The organism is Streptomyces sp. NPDC050988, from assembly GCF_044456225.1.
Lineage (GTDB): Bacteria > Actinomycetota > Actinomycetes > Streptomycetales > Streptomycetaceae > Streptomyces.
Window position 1 is genome coordinate 1 of record NZ_JBITFQ010000072.1, and the last position, 1,135, is coordinate 1,135.

Here is a 1,135-nt window from a genome sequence, read left to right on the forward strand (position 1 = left end):
CTAGTGTCGCGTGCTTGAAATCTATTTACGCTTGATCTTGTCGAGGATCTGGTCGGCGGTCTTGGTCCAGGTGAACGGCTTGCAGCGGGTGTTGTAGCCGTCGATGAAGGTGCGGATGGCGGTCTTGAGATCGGGGACGGACTCGAAGGTGCCGCGCCGTATGGCCTGCCGGGTGATGATCCCGAAGAAGATCTCGACCATGTTCAGCCACGAGCAGGAGGTGGGGGTGAAGTGCAGGGTCACGCGGGGGTTCTTCACCAGCCACGCCTTGACGTTGGCGTGCTTGTGGGTGGCGTAGTTGTCGACGACGACGTGCAGTTTCACCCGGGGGTGGGCCTTGGCGACCTGCTTGAGGAAAGCCAGGAACTCCTTGTTGGTGTGCCGTTCGAAGCAGGCGTCGGCGCTGATCTTCCCGGTGGCGACCTCCAGGGCGGCGAACAGCGAGGTCGTGCCGTTGCGCTTGTAGTCGTGGGTCTGCCGCTCGGGCAGGCCCGGCCGCAGGGGCAGCATCGGGGCGGTGCGGTCCAGTGCCTGTATCTGGGTCTTCTCGTCCACGCAGACCACGACCGCTTTCTCCGGCGGTGCCAGGTACAGGCCGACGACGTCACGGATCTTCGGCTCCAGTTCGGGATCGGTGGAGAACTTGAAGGTCTCGACCCGGTGCGGCTGGATGCCCCACTTGCGCCAGACCTTGGCCACCGCGGAGAAGGACAGTCCCAGCTCCGCGCCCAGCAGCCGCGACGACCAGTGCGTCACTCCCAGACGGGCCGGGGGCCGGCCGTTCTCGGCCAGCGTCGCCACCAGCACCGCCACCTCGTCCACCGTGCCCGGCCGGCCCGGACGCGGCAGGTCCCCGAGCGAGGCGATCCCCGAAGCCCCGTACCGGTCACGCCACTTCAGCACGGTCGGACGCGAGGTCCCCAGCCGGGCGGCAATGTCCGTGTTGGACACACCCTCCGCGGCCAGCAGCAGGATCCGCGCCCGCTGCACCAACCCCGCCGGGGCTGTCGACATCCGCGTCAACGCCTCCAGGCGTGACCTGTCACCCTCGCGGAGCTGCAACGCAGCGGCCAGATACACAGCCCCATTGTCCCGAAAGCACAGACGTAAAGCTACTTCAAACACGCAACACTAG

At 66.3% G+C, this 1,135-nt stretch carries 1 protein-coding gene; it reads right to left on the minus strand.

The features are described from left to right. Positions 1-21: 21 nt before the first annotated feature. Positions 22-1,080 (minus strand): IS630 family transposase, encoded by a 1,059-nt coding sequence (locus ACIBEI_RS49555; protein ID WP_398898126.1) that lies wholly within the window; start codon positions 1,078-1,080, stop codon positions 22-24. Between the last annotated feature and the right edge of the window lie 55 nt (positions 1,081-1,135).